Origin of the sequence: Terrisporobacter mayombei (assembly GCF_020748465.1) — a bacterium.
GTDB classification, from domain to species: Bacteria; Bacillota; Clostridia; order Peptostreptococcales; family Peptostreptococcaceae; genus Terrisporobacter; species Terrisporobacter mayombei.
This window is the reverse complement of record NZ_JAHZMP010000002.1, coordinates 131,011-147,396: the sequence shown is the minus strand read 5'-3', so window position 1 is coordinate 147,396 and position 16,386 is coordinate 131,011. Positions and strand designations below refer to the sequence as shown.

General features: G+C 26.5%; 14 protein-coding genes and 1 riboswitch. Of the genes, 3 read left to right on the top strand and 11 right to left on the bottom strand.

The genetic code is table 11. From position 1 onward, the window contains the following. Position 1 precedes the first annotated feature (1 nt). The 5 genes from K0039_RS06965 to K0039_RS06945 are packed head-to-tail and all read right to left on the bottom strand — an operon-like array spanning position 2 to position 5,503. Entirely contained in the window at positions 2–394 is a 393-nt protein-coding gene (locus K0039_RS06965) for a hypothetical protein (protein ID WP_228104333.1), read from the bottom strand. Beyond that, positions 394–1,683, bottom strand: a complete 1,290-nt coding sequence (locus K0039_RS06960; protein WP_228104332.1) for an RAMP superfamily CRISPR-associated protein — start codon at positions 1,681–1,683, stop codon at positions 394–396. Before K0039_RS06960 ends, K0039_RS06965 begins: the two co-directional genes overlap by 1 nt. Continuing rightward, positions 1,673–3,256 carry an RAMP superfamily CRISPR-associated protein gene (locus K0039_RS06955; RefSeq protein WP_228104331.1) on the bottom strand — a complete coding sequence of 528 codons (1,584 nt, stop codon included), beginning with the start codon at positions 3,254–3,256 and terminating at the stop codon, positions 1,673–1,675. The genes K0039_RS06960 and K0039_RS06955 overlap by 11 nt, the downstream gene beginning before the upstream one ends. After that, on the bottom strand, positions 3,256–3,948 hold the full coding sequence (locus K0039_RS06950; RefSeq protein WP_228104330.1) for an RAMP superfamily CRISPR-associated protein: 693 nt from the start codon (positions 3,946–3,948) through the stop codon (positions 3,256–3,258). The genes K0039_RS06955 and K0039_RS06950 overlap by 1 nt, the downstream gene beginning before the upstream one ends. 10 nt (positions 3,949–3,958) lie before the next feature. Beyond that, positions 3,959–5,503 (bottom strand): Cas10/Cmr2 second palm domain-containing protein, encoded by a 1,545-nt coding sequence (locus K0039_RS06945; RefSeq protein ID WP_228104329.1) that lies wholly within the window; start codon positions 5,501–5,503, stop codon positions 3,959–3,961. Between the two features lie 287 nt (positions 5,504–5,790). On the opposite strand from K0039_RS06945, the gene csx2 reads away from it, so the two are divergent. After that, positions 5,791–7,143, top strand: coding sequence for a TIGR02221 family CRISPR-associated protein (gene csx2 / locus K0039_RS06940; protein ID WP_228104328.1), 1,353 nt, complete (start codon positions 5,791–5,793; stop codon positions 7,141–7,143). 815 nt (positions 7,144–7,958) lie between these two features. Here the strand turns inward: csx2 and K0039_RS06935 are convergent. The 6 genes from K0039_RS06935 to K0039_RS06910 all read right to left on the bottom strand — a co-directional run bounded on the left by K0039_RS06935 (position 7,959) and on the right by K0039_RS06910 (position 14,099). Then, positions 7,959–9,404: an amino acid permease gene (locus K0039_RS06935; RefSeq protein WP_228104327.1), complete on the bottom strand. Its 1,446-nt coding sequence runs from the start codon at positions 9,402–9,404 to the stop codon at positions 7,959–7,961. Positions 9,405–9,652: 248 nt separating this feature from the next. Next, a riboswitch (Lysine riboswitch) is annotated at positions 9,653–9,828 on the bottom strand. A gap of 134 nt (positions 9,829–9,962) precedes the next feature. Further along, positions 9,963–10,778: a lysozyme inhibitor LprI family protein gene (locus K0039_RS06930; protein ID WP_228104326.1), complete on the bottom strand. Its 816-nt coding sequence runs from the start codon at positions 10,776–10,778 to the stop codon at positions 9,963–9,965. A gap of 286 nt (positions 10,779–11,064) precedes the next feature. Further along, on the bottom strand, positions 11,065–12,381 hold the full coding sequence (brnQ, locus tag K0039_RS06925) for a branched-chain amino acid transport system II carrier protein (protein ID WP_228104325.1): 1,317 nt from the start codon (positions 12,379–12,381) through the stop codon (positions 11,065–11,067). Positions 12,382–12,602: 221 nt separating this feature from the next. Then, on the bottom strand, positions 12,603–13,061 hold the full coding sequence (locus tag K0039_RS06920; RefSeq protein WP_228104324.1) for a hypothetical protein: 459 nt from the start codon (positions 13,059–13,061) through the stop codon (positions 12,603–12,605). Between the two features lie 125 nt (positions 13,062–13,186). Beyond that, positions 13,187–13,645 (bottom strand): hypothetical protein, encoded by a 459-nt coding sequence (locus K0039_RS06915; protein ID WP_228104323.1) that lies wholly within the window; start codon positions 13,643–13,645, stop codon positions 13,187–13,189. 301 nt (positions 13,646–13,946) lie between these two features. Next, complete coding sequence (locus K0039_RS06910) at positions 13,947–14,099, bottom strand: hypothetical protein (protein ID WP_228104322.1); 153 nt, start codon at positions 14,097–14,099, stop codon at positions 13,947–13,949. Positions 14,100–14,174: 75 nt separating this feature from the next. Between K0039_RS06910 and K0039_RS06905 the strand changes: the two genes are divergently transcribed. Together K0039_RS06905 and K0039_RS06900 are read left to right on the top strand one after the other, a co-directional pair. Then, entirely contained in the window at positions 14,175–14,912 is a 738-nt protein-coding gene (locus K0039_RS06905) for a LytR/AlgR family response regulator transcription factor (protein ID WP_228104321.1), read from the top strand. Between the two features lie 471 nt (positions 14,913–15,383). Beyond that, positions 15,384–16,235, top strand: a complete 852-nt coding sequence (locus K0039_RS06900) for a sensor histidine kinase (protein WP_228104320.1) — start codon at positions 15,384–15,386, stop codon at positions 16,233–16,235. Positions 16,236–16,386 lie beyond the last annotated feature (151 nt).

Below are 16,386 nucleotides of genomic sequence, written 5' to 3'. Positions count from 1 at the left end.
CTTATTTAACTCCCTTCAAAGCTGTATATTTAACAAAAGCTTGTCCATCATCTTCATAGGAAATATAATTAAATACCTTTATTTTGTCATACTTATTTCTTTCAAGCTTATTTCCCAACCTTTTCTTCAAAAGATATTCTTCATAAAACCCGTCTTCCTCATTACTATGTTCTGTTATTATTCCTTGGAAGTTGTTATCTTCAAAGAAATGTAGTTCTCTATTTTCATTGAAAAAGAATCCTTCTACTAATATGTCTTTCTTAATTTCATTCATATCTTCTATATCACCAAAATATAAATCATTTAAGTAATATAACAGTGCATATTTATATCCTTCTTTTAATAAATCATTTTTATCTATTTCATATAAGTTCTTGTATCTATATTGATTCATTACATAACCTCCTTGATTTTTTCAATTTGGCTTATTACATCACTTATATATTTATTATCATTTACTTTCATCATACCATTTTCAAATTTAACTTTTATAACTTTATTTTTATCAATTATTTCTATATGTTCTCCCTTAATTCTTCCACTTCCCACAGAAGATGAACTACCTATTGTGATTTTTGATAAACCTAAATCCCTTAGTGTCATAAGTACCATTCCTATAGCTATTTTATTTTCATCCTCATTTTCAAATCTTTTCAACGAAATATTTATTCCTAAGCTTCCCTTAACTCTTTTTTCGTTGAACTTGCCACCTGTAGTTACTCCACCTGTAAATCTATCAACTTTTATTCTGTTATATGTACAATATTTAGGATTTTCTATTATTACATCATGTACCAATAATCTACCTATAGTATGATTTGTTCTCATATCAGGTGAAGATCCATATATTTTATCAATTATAAACAATTCTTTATTTAGAGTATTTAGAATTATAGTGTTATATTGTCTAAGCATACCTTTTATTGTAGAACCTGGTATGATATCTTGTTCAAAACTATTTTTCATATTCTCATAGTCTACTATAAGATTTTCTTTTACTATTAAGGAGTCTACTATTTCTCCATAAAACTTAAAGCTTATGTATCCTTTATTTGAATCATTTTCTAATTTAGTATAATCCATAGTTTTATATTTCTTATTATTTAATATGTAATCTCTTGCATTAGCTTTATTTCCTAAGTCAAATTTGGCAACTTCTACATTATTAATTTCAAAACTACCAAATCCATTCATTTTGTTAGCACCAAGTCTTACTTTTCCTTCTCTTATGCCTACTATTATTTTATTAATTAAGTTTTCTTCTATTTCATTTTCTTTTTTATTTTCAGCAAAACACTTTATTTTAACTTCAAAGTTTGTATCCATTTCTATGAAAGTAGTGTCATATTTGCCACCTTCTATACTTGTGCCATACTTATAGTCTCTTCTTATACCTGGTCTACTTCCTAAATTCAATTTATTTCCATAACTATCCGATATATAAATTTTGCTATCTGTATTATCCTTACTTTCACTTCCAAATACTAAATTTACATTTTTTTCTTCACTCATACCTAATAAGTAACTTTTAAATGCACCTGCAAAAGAACTTCCCATAATTAATGGTTTTTGACTGTTTTTATCTATTAGTATGTCACTTTCTTCCTTGCCATTTCCTATTTTTAGAGGAGTCTTATTTTTAAGGCTTATTTTATATTCATTAATAAATCTACTACCCTTCATTTTTTTCCCCTCCATTTTCTCTAAGATTAAATGTTAGTAATTTTTTTGTTAATAATAGTTTTAACTTATAGTCACCACTTTTATTAAGTTTTATATTTTCGTAAGTTGCATACTCTAATTTAAATCTACTTCCTGTTAAATCTTCTATGCTTTTATCAGATATTAATTCATCTAAATAATCAAATAAACATTCACCAAATAATTTAGCTTTTGAAGTGTTCATATATAAATTTCTAGTTTTAGTTTTTAGTTCATGTTTAAAGTTTTTCATGTGATTTTTTGATTCTACTTCTCCCAAAGAATCTATTTTGTCTATAGCTTGATCTATTATATTTATCAACTTTCCTGCTTGTGCGTTTGGAAATTCTTCTAATTGTACTTTTTTAATCCCTCTACTATCAGTTTTACTATCCAAAGCTTCTACTTGTATTTTAGTTAAATATTCATCTTCTCTTGATTTGTTAATATTATTTAATATTGTAGTAAGTGTATCATTTGCTTTCTTATCTAGTTTAATATTAATCTTTTCTAGTTTTGTATCCTCTTGATAATTTCTGCATTCTGTGACATTAAAGCTTGGGTTAATATATATGCGACCGTATCCTTCTTGCTTTTTACTTCCAACTCCATTTATCTCAAAATCTCTAACCTTATTATAATCAAGTTTTCCTTCATATGAATATGAAATTATACTTCCACTTTTTATTGCTGTAACACTAGGTATAAAGGATTTCCACATAGCATTATATCCTTTTATATCTGTGCTTAATATTGTTGATTTAATTATTTTAACATTATTGATACCTAATTTTTCTTCCAACTCTTTTTCTGGTATATATGAAATTACATTTCCAAAATCATCTCTTAATACAGTATTTGAAGCAAAGTATATAGTCAAATATTCTTGCTCTTTATCTATACCAATATTCAATCTATTTTTTATATCATTTATATTATAAATTCCTTCTATATTAAGTTCACACATTCCATATCCACTAGACTTAGAACCACCAATATAGACTATTTCTTTATCAAAAGTATCTTTAACTTCATTAACTAAATAGTCCTCACATTGAACAATTGTATAATATTGTTGATTTTTATCAATAGCTTCATATCTAAATAAGTTTTCTTCATTAATTTGCTTACTGTTATGTAAATTTTCAACTCTTTTTATAGATACCAAGTTTATCAAATTATTTTTTAGTATAGAAAAATCTGATTTGTTTACCCTTTGGAATCCTTCTTCTATATTTTCATTTAATTCATTCTTAATTCCTATAGTATTATTATCTCTTGAAAACTCTTTTATCTTATCTTTCGAAGCATAGAAACAAAGAGGAGTAGAAATAGAATAATTATCTCCTATTCTTGGATACGCATCATAGAATTTTATATTATTACTTAAAAGTTTTTCTCTGTATTCTTTATTTAAAGATATATCTTCTTTTATTTTATTTTTGTTTATGTATTTATTTATATAAGCCCCTCTTATGGCGCTACCAGTTATATATGATAGCTCTGTTTTGATAGGCCCCCTAATATCAATATTAATCAGAATAAATTTGCTCATTATCCTATCACCTTTTCAACAATTTTATTTAACGCTTCCTTACTTAATTCTTTATTATTTATTAATAAGGTACATTTTACTTCTCCCTTACCCCTACTTCTTAGTGTTCCTAAGTGTCTAAGTCCGTTAACTCCACAAAGTAACAAACCTAACTCATTTTCACTAAGTTCTTCTTCGCTATATATTTCAGAATAAAAGCATATATCTTTATTTAAAACTCTCATACTTCTTAGTGATCCATCAGCTGAAGTTCCACTATCCTTATCAATTTTTGTTGAATATCTTATATCTGTCAAAGCATCTATTATTTCATCTTTTTTTATACTTCCCAAGTCCACTAAATATTTTAAAACTTCTTTTGTATCTTTATTTATAGACGCATTTTCAAACTTTAAGCATCCCTGACTTTGATCATCTCTATATGATTCTTTACCTTTATTATTAAATATTTTTCCAAACAACTTTATAGCTATTTCTTCATTAAATTTTGATTTTTCTTCATCATATAACTTTTGATTTTCCAAAATTATATCCATAACTTCTCTTATATTACCTTTAATAGACTTTCCTTTATAAAAAGGCATTTTATAATCATCATAAAGTACATCAATATCAGACACTGATATTATTGACTCTCCTCCAGAAAAAATAGTATCTGATAGAAGTTCTATTTTTAATGTATATTTTTCCATACTTCCCCCTCTAATCTTCTAAAGTAATAAGCATATCTTGAAATTCTATTAAATCAAAATATAAACATGTGTCTTTATCGTCTATTCTTGTAAATCCAAAGTCTGATTGGATATTTCCAAATTTACCATTAAAATTATTACTTATTTTATATTTATTCATAAATATTTTTGTATCATCTTTTCCTTTTGGGAATATGTCTCTAAGCTTTCTTATTTTACCTTTACTTTCTGATGATATTATTTCAATTTTTCTGTATTCTTCTTTGAAGTTTTCATAACTATTGAAAACTTTACTATTTATATATAATGGTTTAATATTTAAATTTATAGATTTACCAATATGTGTTCTAGTTCTTATTTCTGATACACTTGTTGCTATCTCACCTTCACATATATGATAATCAACTAGTGATGCATCCTCTGTGTCAACTATTTTACTTTTGCAGTTTTTGCATAAAACTTCCGCTATTTCGCAACCTCTATCAAATGGATAATTTGATTTCATTATACTAATTCCAGCACATGCATTTAAAGTTTCACCTTCAATTTTATATTTGTTAAGATTAGTAACAAATGCATTCACACATTCCATTGCTATTTGTGCATTACATATGAAACAAACGTCATCACCTGCTAAAATTATAGGTCTTATTGGTAAGATCATATTTCCATCTTCATCTTTTAGTAAATTTAGCTTATCCTTTAACTTGTCATAGTTTTTTACTACCTTATCTATCATATATTCAAAAGATTCAAAGTAATATTTTTTTATATTTGTACTAAACTCATTTGATTTATTAATATATTCTTTATTAGCATCCTTTATATTACTATGTTTATATTGTTCCATAGTTCTATTTCTCATTTTTTGTATTTTTTGACCCATTTTATTTCCATCTAAAGTAACTATGCCTATATATCTATTTTCACCTTTTCGTATGCCTAATTTCTCAGTTTCATTAGTAAAGGAATATCCTTGTTTTAAATATTTATTCATAAGGGTTTCTATTGAATAAGGCATTTTTTCTGATTTTAAATTTTTTAAAAATTCTTTTTCTGACCACTTTCTTTTTATCAACGTTTCTCTGGATAATGGTGTTCCTTCTTCTCTTTTACAAGCTGCTTGTTCTGTAGTAACACATCGTTCTTCTATCCCATAAGATTTTCTTTTAAATACAGATTTTCTTTCTGATTTTTTATCGTTTAATTTCTTGTACAATAGATCTATTACATCAATTATTAAATCATTTTCTTCATCATATTTTTCATATGTCATAAAGAACTCTACTCCAGCAAACTTACATAAAACTTCCTTAGTTACTTCTTTAATGAACTTAATTGCATCTTCCTCTGTTTGAAGTAAAAATATACTATTTCCACCTCCAACACTTACATCCCCTAATTTTAAACTATATTTTTTACCTATATATCTAGGTACATTTTCTGTTACATATTCGATTATATTAGAAGCACCTATATTTTCTTTTAGTTTATTCGTTTTAAAAATATAGTTTTGCTTCTTAGAAACTTCTGATATAACTAAAAATTTTTCCATAACTCCCCCTATTAGATAAAATTGTCATTAGTTTTATATCAAATGAACAATATTTTAATATATAACTAATGATATTGCTATTTTAAGTATAGTTATTTCGAACTTATATATCAATTATTGATTTGGCTAAAATAAAAACCTATATACAAAGTGCATTTTAAATTACATCAGAATTTTTTATATATTTTTTTTAATATATTGAAGATATTATATTTTAATCGTTATTATGATAATGTAACTATATTTATATAAAGATATATGTGCATTATTATAATATGGAGGGTTTTATGAAAAAAGTTTTTTTAACTGTACTAGGTACAGGATATTATAAAGATTGTTATTATTACTTAGATAATAAAGAATATAGAAGTAAATTTGTTCAAGAGGCACTTATAAAACTACTTTTCACTGAAAATGATAATATTGAGGTTAAAGTTCTATTAACTGAAAAAGCTAAAAGAGATAATTTTGATTTTAATGAAAAAAGACCTAATAATTTAAAAGAGGCCCTAGATAAATTAGGTATAATTCCGGAGTTGATTATAGTACCAGAAGGTAAAACAGAGGAAGAACTATGGAGTATATTTGAAAACACAATAAATTCTATTGATAATAACTCTCAGATTGTATTGGATATTACACATTCTTTAAGAAATATACCAATACAAATCTTAGTTGCATTAAACTATCTCAAACTTTTCAAGAATATAAATTTAGATAGTATTTATTATGGCGCATTTGAATTAGGACAAAATATTGATGATCCATTAATTAATTCTGAAAAAATCAGAAAATCACCTATTTGTAACTTAAATATATACTATGAATTGTTAAATTGGACAAATGCAATCAACTCATTTATGAATACTGGTAATTCATCACAAATCATTAATTTATACAATGATATATATAAAGATAAAAAGGCTACAATTTTTAAGCAAGGTTCAAAGGATGAAAAAAATAATTTAATAGCTTTAAATGATGTTGTTAAAAGTCTTGATAATTTTACACAATGTATAAATACTTGCCGTGGTATGGATAACCCCGATGTAAAGAAAAATACTAATTTAAAATCTATTAGCCGTGCTGCAAATACTTTATACAATAACCTTAATGTTTTAAATAATAATTTGACTTTTATGCCTCTTAAATATCTTTTTAACATAGTTAAAGAAATAATTAATCCTTTTATAGGCAAGCCTTCTTTTGAAATAGGTATAGAAACTGTAAACTGGTGTATTAGATATGGTTTATACCAACAAGGTTATACTGCTCTGGATGAAAGCTTGAAAACATTTATATGTGATAAACTTAATCTTAGTGAAAAAAACTATAAAAAATATTATCGTGAAAATATTGCTAATACAATTTTAGTTGGTCTTAACAAAGAAGTTTCTCAGCTTAGAATTAATGTTGAAAATGAAGAGGATATTTTGCTTATAAAAAATACTGTATCTATGTTAAAAGAAAACACTAGTTTCTGTGATTTGGTATTAAAAATTAAGGAAAAAAGAAATGATATCAATCATTTTGGATATAAAGATCTTAATGTTACAGATTATACTAAACTAAGTTTTAGTCTAAAAGAATATTACAATGAATTCATTGATATTAAAGATCATATTAACTTGTCTTATTAACTTTAATAAAAATTTTTGTTTTTGATTATTATATAACTTTTAATCAAATTTATATATTTAAAAAGAAGAAGTAAGATAAACTCACCTTACTTCTTCTTTAATTTAAACTTCTCATATTCCTATAAAAATTTTATCTATATAACACAAATTTCAACATCTAAAAAATGAACTATTCAATATTTTCATTTTAAGTGTTAACACATCCAAATACCTTTTAGAAATACGTTGTTATTTTCTTACTTTTATATAGACTTTTGGTTCTATGGCTGAATAAATAGATAGAAAGTTTCAATCCTTGTTTTATTAGAAGTTGCTCTTTTACATATACATAATAGAATTTGAAATAAGAAATTATAAAATGTTTCAATCCTTGTTTTAATGGAACTTACTCTTTTACACACTAAGGGGAATAGCAAAGGTCACGATGAAATATTGTTTCAATCCTTGTTTTAATGGAACTTACTCTTTTACTCGTCCAAACTCAAATCATTTAAATTACTACCATGTAAACTTATACACTATTTTTATATATAGAAAATCACCTATAAAACCTTGTGAAAATCCAACTTTTTTACTTATTAACATCCACCTATGCTTAAGTATTTCCAATAATAACATCACTTTTTCAAATAATTTTATAATAACAAAACTATAATTGCTTAAAATAGTATTACAAATTTATTATATTATTAATTGTATCTTTTATAAAATATAAATCAATAGTTTAATCTGATTTTATAAAACAAAAAAGCATGTATTTCCCAACAAGAAAATACACGCTTTCAATTATCACTATTTATTTTTCATCAAACAGCCTATACAGCCCTTTTCTTATCTTCCAATCTACTAGATTTATTATAAGACTTTTGTGACATAAATCTAATAACAAGTCCCATACCTATAAGAATTAATGGTCCACCATAAGTTTTAACTATTAGTAAAATGGCTTCCGTTCCACTAGATCCCATTACATAGTCAAGGCCTGCCCCTAAAAATCCTGTACAAGATAATACTAAAGCTATCCCTGACATAGTGTATGCAAGTGCATTTGATTTAAAGAATTTAAAATCAATATTTTTGTTATTTTTTCTAAATGACATATATGCACACATAAGAATTATATAAGGTATAACAACTGTTAAAGCTGATAAGTCTGTTAACAATTTAAAGAATGCATCTATAGACTTTAGTCCAAATAGCGGTATAGCTATTAGTACTATTAATATCACACATTGAGTCCATAGTGCGTTTACTAATGTTCCATCTTCTCTTTTCTTAACTAAGAATTCTGGGAATGTTCCCTTTGGAACTTCTCCAAACATAGCTCTTATTGGAGACTCCATCCATATTATATAAGCTGCTATTGATGTTACTAAGAATATTGCTGCATATATTTGAACTACTATTTTTCCATTTATTCCAAAGTTATTTGCTACTATACTATAAACCACATACCCTGCATCTTTTATACCAGCGCTTTCCAAAACTTGTGGTGATGCTATTAATTGTACAGCCACAGAACCAAGTATATATGATAATGCTATAAGTATAGTTGCTATAACCATTGCTTTTGGAAATGTCTTTTTAGGATTTTCCGTTTGTTTTATATAAGTTCCTGCAACTTCTGAACCTGATACTGCAAATAGTAACCAGGAGAATGTTGAGAAATAACTTACATTAAATTTTGGAACAACTGTTTCTACACTAAATTCAGTTGCAGAAGGTGTTCCGTTAAAATATCCAACTACTGCCATTACTATAAATATTACTGTTGCTGCTAGAGTAAATTTCCCTCCAAAATCAGCCAGCTTAGAGAATTTACTTACGCCTATTGTTGCTATGTATGTCATAGCTATACATATAAATATTGATAGTATTGGCAACAAATAAGCATTTGAATCAGTAAATATATTTCTTCCAAGTAAAGCCCATGATGCTGCTACAGGTATTCTTGAGAAAACCATTTGTAGATAGAAAAGTATTCCTATAAAATAAGACCATGTACTTATGAAGGCCCATTTTTCACCTATTGCTTGTTCTACCCAAGTATAAATTCCGCCGTCTTTGTCTTTATTAAAAGATGCCATTTCAGCTATTACTCCACAAAGTGGTAAAAAATATAGTACAGATACTATCACCCATGAAGGTATAGCAGTTGCCCCTAAATATACTGCATTACTTGCGATGTTAGTAAAATTAAAAGTAGGAACAAATATAAGCATTACTAATGCCCATAATTTAATTTTTTTGTTTTCTCCCATGATGTCTCTCCTCTACAATAAATATTCCCATATAAAAAATTTACTTGGCTTGATTGGCGTATCATTTTGCTATCACTTTGTCAACAACCTTGTTTAGGTTAATAAGTTGGAGATTATAAGTTATCCATAGATCAGATAACACACAACTTCCTTACAATTAAAAAAGCCTTGAGCTTAACACTCAAGGCTACGTAAATACAAAAATAAACTAATATGAATATAGTATATTTAGGTATATATATTATCCCTTAAATGATAGCTCACCACAAAATAATTTGTGACAGTGATACAGATATTCTCTGCATCCCCAGCCGTACAACTTTTAGCTTCAGTTATACAACTTCGGCGATACTTCCTTTCCTAATAAATCTTTATGATTTTCCTCATTACTAGTACTATTAACTACCGCGCCTCTATCTTTTTTATACTTAATTTGAATTTATGTTCTGATTATACGCTATAAATTAAATTTTGTAAATATTTTTTACTAAATTTAATTAAATTTCAAATCAATTTCTTCACGTTAAATATCAAAAACTGAAATATAATTTTCTATTCTTACTTATAATATCTTTCATTAAACTTCTCACATCTATCAAGAGTAATCGTGGCAAGACTTTGATACATAAAAAGTTTATCCTTACTAAGGCCCTTCTCCTTTGCCACTTTTTCATCAAGCCATTGAATCTGTTCCTTTTTCAACTTATTAAATGAATCCTTATCCAAATCTGTTTTCAACTCTTTATATAAATTATTTAACATTTCATCACTTAGCTCATAAACTGCCTTTGCACTTTCAACATCATTCATATCATAAGATCTTAAAATATTTATTAATGCATCTTGATATCTAAAAATACCATTTTCTTTAACTAATAAATCCTCTGCCTTTTTAGCTTTATTTTTATAATCACTTTTAATATTTTTAGCTTTTATGTTTTCTTTTTTATCCTTATTTTTTGCTGTTTTTTTCTTTTCTTTTTTTGCTTCTTTTTCTTCTTGATCAGGGTTATTTTTTAAGTTTTCACACTTTTTCTTTAAATCTTTTGCAGCACTTTTTATTATGTCACTTTCACTATTTATTTCTTCTATTGAGCTGCATAACTGTATTGCAACATCATAATGTTTCTTCTCTTTAGAATCAATTGCTTCAACTAAATTATTTGTTTGCTTATAAAGTGCATCGGCTTCTTCTTCATTACTATTTTCTTCTTTTGCTAAACTAAAGAAGTTCTTTGCTTTATCATACTCTTGGTTTGCAGCTACTGTTTTCCCCTCTTCTAAATATTCATCATAAGATGAAGTATCTTCTTTCTTACTACATCCCACAACAAATAAACATAATATAGTTAATATCATTATTATTTTTTTCATTTACTCAATCCCTTCTTGCTTTACAAATATTTCTATTTTATATGCTAATTATATTAAAGATTTCGTTGGATAGCTATATGTTTTAATAGAATCATTATATAATTTATCACAATACAATCTTACAATGCAAAGGGGGTAACATTTTTGTGCCCCCCTTTAGAACCATTAATGTCACTGGATTTTTATGCATAATCAACTAAGTTTATGCTATTTTATTTCTAAATAAAAAAGTCTAAGAGAAAATTAAATCCCTCAGACTTTTTATTATTGTATAGTATTAAAATATTTATAAGGCGTCATCAATTCTATCATATCCCTTATCATCGTTATGATATGGTATAAAGCTTCCTATAATACCACCTATGATTGCTGGAATAATCCAGTTAAATCCTAAACTACTAAGCGGTAATTTATTTATAAATGCAATTTCAAGGCCCATATTATTTGCAACTGTAAGAATACTTATAATTAATGCCACATAAGTTGCACCTTTAAATGCATTATCATTTTTGATTTGGTGACCAAATAAAGTCATTATTACTAAAACAATTGTTGCAGGGTAAATAACTGATAGTATTGGTGCTGAGAATTTTATTATAGTACTTACACCAAAGTTAGATACTACTGCACTAAATATACATACAACAACTACTACAGTTTCATATTTTATAGCACCTTTAGTTAGTTTAGTAAAGTATTGTGCTGTTGCTGATACAAGTCCTATAGCTGTTGTTAAACATGCTAGTCCAACTATTACTGCTAAAACTACTTTTCCTGGTTTACCTAATAATTGCTCTGTTATACTAACTATTAATGAAGTCTGGTTTATATCAGATGGGTTAACTCCTGCAAATTGATGTGCAACAGTTGAACCTAAATATGTTAGACCTCCATATACTATAACTAAAGCCACGGCTGCTACAAGTCCTGCTTGTAGTGTTAATTTTATTTTTTGTGATTCTTCAGTATATCCCTTTTGACCAAGAGAAATAATTACAACTGCAGATAGTGCTATTGCTCCTAATGGGTCCATTGTTTGGTATCCTTGAGATATACCTTCAGAGAATATATTGCTTATTACTGGTGCTTCATTTAAATCACCTAGTGGTGATACTACACCCATTATGATTAAAAATATTAATGCTATTAACAAAGCTGGTGTTAAGTATTGCCCTATAATGTCTACAACTTTAGATGGTTTTATTGTAAGAACAAGTGTTAAACCAAAGAATAAAACTGAGAATATAATTGGACTAAATCCACTAAAAATTGGTTGTATTCCCATTTCAAATGTTGTTGCACCTGTTCTAGGTATTGCTAAAAGTGGTCCTAGGCAAATCATTATTGCTGTTGCTAGAACAAATGATAACCTTTTCCCAACTCTTCCTAATACTTTAGTTATATCTCCTTGGCACTTAGCCGCTGCCATTATTGCAAGTAGTGCTAATCCAACGTCTGCAATGATAAAGCCTGTAAAACCAGTCATCCATCCACTACCGCTGACTACACCAAGGTATGGTGGAAAGATTAAATTTCCAGCTCCAAAAAACATTGCGAATAGTGCAAATCCAACTACAATGATATCCTTCTGTTGCCTTTTCATGTTAAAGCCCCCTTAAAAATTCATTTATGTTAATAAAAGAAATTGTACATTTCTATATTCTAACCGTCTATAATTTCTTGATTTTTTAACATATATTTATCAATAGGAGTGGTTTTTAACATTAATTTAACCAATATTTTAAAAAGCATAACAACAATTTCTACCATATGAAGGGTGCATTTATTTCAAATACCCCCTTCAAAATCTTCATATTATTATTTTTACATACCAACAACTATTTTTGTAGATATTTCATCCATATTTTTATTTATAACATTATGTAAGTACATCTCTCCACCAAGCTCCTCATTAAATTCCATAATATCCTTACATCTATCATGCACATCATGTAAGCTACATTCTACTCCACTACTCATTACTATATGAATAACACACTCTGGAAACTTAGCTCTCATCTCTTTTACAAATTCTATTCTTTCTTCACTATATAAATCCATATCTTCATAGAAGTAAATAATTCTTTTTCCATAAGCTTTGAAAACACTATTTATGTCATTTTCATCAAAACCTATCCTACTTTTTTCTTCATCTTCTAAAATCCCTAAAAAATATTGCAGAGTTTTTTCAGCAGTTTCAAAATTTCCTTCACCCATACAGCATAATCTATAATCGTTTTCTAAGTAAGAAAATTTTTCCCCTATTCTTATCTCTTTTAACATATTTTTAATCTCCTTATAATTTATAGTGCCGATTTTATTATACCACTTCTGCAAAATGCTGCAAATTTTTTAACAAAATACAAAAGCTATGTTTTTCATATAGAAAAACATAGCTTAATTAAAATTTATTTAGTATTGTAGTTATCTATGCTACTTAGCCTTACGTCATAGTTAGATCCACTAAACAACATATCTAAGTTTTCTTTGGCAAACAAATTTTCAATAAGATTCTTTTTATCCTCGTTATTATATGTTCTTATTTTCAATAGTATGTGAGGTTTTCCTTTATTTAGTCCATCATAATAAACTGCAATCCATAAGTCTTCCAATTCTACACCATTATTGGTTAAATACTCTATTATAGTGCCTCTATAAATATTTAAAAACTCTTTTTCTTTTTCGTTGTTGTTTTCAGACACCAACTCAAATCCAAAAGGTTCATTTTTATTAGTTGAATGTAAATTATCTTCAATTCTTTCTTCTATCTTTTGTGGTTGGGGATTTTCTACATACTTTGTGCCAAAAGAGAATATACCAAATAAAGCAACTACAAATATTATTCCAATTATTATTTCTTTGCTCATTTTATTGTCTCCTATAATCAAATCTTTTGCTAAACTTATTACTTATTTTGCTAAACTTATAAACAATTTATTCTTACAAAATACTTTATATAATTTTATGAAACTTAAAAGGAGCTATTGCTAACCCCCATTTGCAATAGCCCCTCTCTTTTGATTGGCCGTTCATGTAATTCCCCTTGAATTAACATGCCACCCTAAATTTTAAAACTATAAACTAATAATGAATCTGATTTTTAATCCCCATATATCATTAATAATTCATCAGTAGTTTTTATGATCCCCATAATTAATTACTCATAAACTATCTATCCATAGAGTATGCAATTATGCTAATATTAGGAACCCCCATTACTAATACACACATTATTAACATATTTCTTCTTTTAGAAAACTTATTAGCAATTAAGAATATAGTAATCAATTTTTTATATTTTTTCCATATCATTGTACTCAAAGACAATAGTTTGCACCGAAATACAATTTTATGGTAAAATTTACATAATGTATTCTAATTATTATGGGGGGTAATATGAGAATTGCTATTATAGACGATATAAAAAATGATCGAGTTAACGTTAAAAACATAGTAAATGAGTTCTTTTTAGACAGATTTACGAAACTTGATAATATGGATTTAAAAATCGATGAGTTTGAAAATGGGGAAGACTTCTTATCAATTTTTGAACCTAATTATTATGATATTATAATTTTAGATATATATATGAAAAATATTACAGGAATGGAAACCGCTAGGAAAATTTTCAATGTTGATAAATCTTGTAATATAATTTTTTTGACCACAAGTAGTGAACATGTGTTTGATAGTTTTGAAGTTAAAGCAGTATTTTACATTATAAAACCAATTACACTTAATAAAGACAAACTATTTACTGCTCTTGATTATTGTCTTGAAAATTTAAAATTAGACACGTCATCCTTAGACATAATCATCAATAAAAAAACAGTAAATTTACTTTTTTCTAATATTATATATGTAGATTGTGAGCGTAGAATCAGTAAATTTCATACGACTAAAACTACTCTAGTTTCCAATATAAGTTTAACTAATTACTCTGAAATTTTGCTTAGTGATAAAAGATTTATTGAATGTTTTAGGGGAATAATTATAAACATGGAACATGTAGACAAAATAGAAAATGATGATTTTATATTAACAAATGGTGAAATTATTCCAATTAGTAAGCGTAAAAAATCTACTATTAAAGATATTTATTTTGAATATTTTTTAAAGAAAAGAGGAGTTTAGTATATGGACGCTTTCATCGCTGCTATATCAATATCTTTGGCACAGATACCAGGTATTATAATAAGATATTTGCCCTTTCACAATGATATAAAAACAAACAAAAGAAGATTACTTTTTGCTACGTATTCAATATTTTTTATAATAGAAACTATTGTACATTTTATATTTATTAATAAATATAGTATGAGAATTTTTACTTTTAAAAAATCTGTTATTTTGGGAGGTATTATACTTGTATTGATAAATTGTGTAATAATTAAATCAAAATTTTTTCAACATATGTTTGTCTCATGTATGCAATCTATCTATTCTTTATTTTTACAAACTATAATAGCTTTGATGCAGTTACAATTTTTTTTAAGTAAACCAATTTACTATCAATTTTTGTTACAGTCCATACTATATATACTACTATTTGCAATTACTATTTATCCTCTGACTAAAATTTTAAAAGGTACTTTTATGGTTTATATGAAAGAGGATGTGCCACATCATTGGAATATATTATGGATTACACCATTTTGTATTCTTTTTAGTGATGTAGTACTAACTATCAATAATCAATGGATAAGTGGAATTAATCAGCTAATATCTCGTATATTAATAATTATTGCTTGTTTTGCCATATTTAAATGCACTAGTATAGATTTGAAGGAAAAGAAGAGTAAAGATGACATTCTTAACAATAACCAACTTCTAAAGCTTCAGGTTTCTGACTTAAATAATCGTTTCCAGGATATTGAGAAAAACAAGGAAAGTTTGAACATACTTAGGCATGATATGAGGCATCACTTATACTTAATAAAGACCATGTTAGATAAATGCAATTACAATGAAATTAATAGTATTATTGATAATATAAGCAAAAATCTATCAGAAACTAATATAATTTCATTTTGTAAAAACCCTATTATTGATGCTTCTTTGTCTGCTTATATTGAAAAAGCAATTGAAAAAGGCATTACGGTAAATACAAAAATAGATATTCCTTTTGACTTAAATATTGATACTACAGATTTAGCCGTTGTTATTTTAAATCTTATGGAAAATGCTCTTAATGCCAGTTCAAAACAAAAATCAAATAAAGACAAAATTATTCAAATAAGCTCAAAGTACTCAAACGGAACTTTAGCATTTAGAGTAAAAAATAGATTTGATGGAAAAGTGGACTTTGATGAAGAAGGTCTTCCCGTAACATCTTCTTTTGGACATGGCATTGGTATGCGCTCTGTAAAGGCATTTACAGAAAAGTATAATTCTAGCTTATCTTGTAGTTTTGAAAATGGTTGGTTTTCAACCATTCTATTTATAAATAATTGTTAAATAAAAATATATTTTCTTCCATAATATTGAATAGTTCTTTTTTATTCATTAAAGCAATTGTGTTATAATTTAATATATAATAGTCTAATTATTAACAATGTATATTTTGAAAATATATTAAATACATTTCACAATACCAATATTCATGGGG

Bases quoted from the DNA above. Each gene is read 5' to 3' on its own strand.
- K0039_RS06915 (WP_228104323.1), bottom strand. From the start codon at position 13,645: ATGAGCAAAGAAATAATAATTGGAATAATATTTGTAGTTGCTTTATTT.
- K0039_RS06930 (WP_228104326.1), bottom strand. From the start codon at position 10,778: ATGAAAAAAATAATAATGATATTAACTATATTATGTTTATTTGTTGTG.
- csx2 (WP_228104328.1), top strand. From the start codon at position 5,791: ATGAAAAAAGTTTTTTTAACTGTACTAGGTACAGGATATTATAAAGAT.
- K0039_RS06955 (WP_228104331.1), bottom strand. From the start codon at position 3,256: ATGAGCAAATTTATTCTGATTAATATTGATATTAGGGGGCCTATCAAA.
- K0039_RS06935 (WP_228104327.1), bottom strand. From the start codon at position 9,404: ATGGGAGAAAACAAAAAAATTAAATTATGGGCATTAGTAATGCTTATA.
- K0039_RS06905 (WP_228104321.1), top strand. From the start codon at position 14,175: ATGAGAATTGCTATTATAGACGATATAAAAAATGATCGAGTTAACGTT.
- K0039_RS06920 (WP_228104324.1), bottom strand. From the start codon at position 13,061: ATGTTAAAAGAGATAAGAATAGGGGAAAAATTTTCTTACTTAGAAAAC.
- brnQ (WP_228104325.1), bottom strand. From the start codon at position 12,381: ATGAAAAGGCAACAGAAGGATATCATTGTAGTTGGATTTGCACTATTC.
- K0039_RS06950 (WP_228104330.1), bottom strand. From the start codon at position 3,948: ATGGAAAAATATACATTAAAAATAGAACTTCTATCAGATACTATTTTT.
- K0039_RS06965 (WP_228104333.1), bottom strand. From the start codon at position 394: ATGAATCAATATAGATACAAGAACTTATATGAAATAGATAAAAATGAT.
- K0039_RS06945 (WP_228104329.1), bottom strand. From the start codon at position 5,503: ATGGAAAAATTTTTAGTTATATCAGAAGTTTCTAAGAAGCAAAACTAT.
- K0039_RS06960 (WP_228104332.1), bottom strand. From the start codon at position 1,683: ATGAAGGGTAGTAGATTTATTAATGAATATAAAATAAGCCTTAAAAAT.
- K0039_RS06900 (WP_228104320.1), top strand. From the start codon at position 15,384: ATGAAAGAGGATGTGCCACATCATTGGAATATATTATGGATTACACCA.